At 55.0% G+C, this 529-nt stretch carries 1 protein-coding gene; it reads left to right on the top strand.

The genetic code is table 11. The annotated features are described in order from the left end of the window. Nucleotides 1–65: 65 nt before the first annotated feature. Nucleotides 66–374 (top strand): transposase, encoded by a 309-nt coding sequence (locus tag ACGLHT_RS30050; RefSeq protein WP_133970486.1) that lies wholly within the window; start codon nucleotides 66–68, stop codon nucleotides 372–374. The last annotated feature ends 155 nt before the right edge of the window (nucleotides 375–529 follow it).

The raw sequence follows: 529 nt of genomic DNA, 5'->3' as shown, positions 1-529 counted from the left end.
TGAACTGGCCTAATGATCCCGGACACCTCTTAAGGGCGATATGATTCGCCCAATCAGGAGGTTCCATGCAAGAACGAAAAACCTACACCCGCGAGTTCAAGCAACGTGCTGCCAGCATGGTCCTTGATGACCACTGCTCGATTCCCGACGTCTGCGCTTCAATGGACGTCGGCCCTACAGCCCTGCGCCGCTGGGTTGATCAGGTACGTAAAGAGCGACAGAAGGGCCAGCCAGTAGCCGGTACCAAAGCGATCAGCGACGAACAACGAGAGCTCCAGCAGCTGCGAGCCAAGATCAAGCGCCTGGAGACCGAGGCTGAAATCTTAAAAAAGGCTACGGCTCTCTTGATGTCGGATCCCGATCGTTTTTCCTGATTGAGGAACTGAGAGAGTCAGGCTCGTATCCGACCAGCCTTCTTTGCAGTGCGCTGAGCGTATCCCGTAGCGCGTTTTATGACTGGCTTCGCCGTCGTTCAACACCGAATACCGAGCGTGACGAACTCAGAGAGAAAGTAGTTCAGCTGCACGTC

This window comes from Pseudomonas sp. PsB (assembly GCF_043658375.1).
In the GTDB taxonomy this organism is placed as follows: domain Bacteria; phylum Pseudomonadota; class Gammaproteobacteria; order Pseudomonadales; family Pseudomonadaceae; genus Aquipseudomonas; species Aquipseudomonas putida_Z.
This window is presented reverse-complemented; position numbering and strand designations above follow the sequence as displayed.

Excerpts from the sequence above, each read along its gene's own strand:
- ACGLHT_RS30050 (WP_133970486.1), top strand. The coding sequence starts at position 66 with ATGCAAGAACGAAAAACCTACACCCGCGAGTTCAAGCAACGTGCTGCC.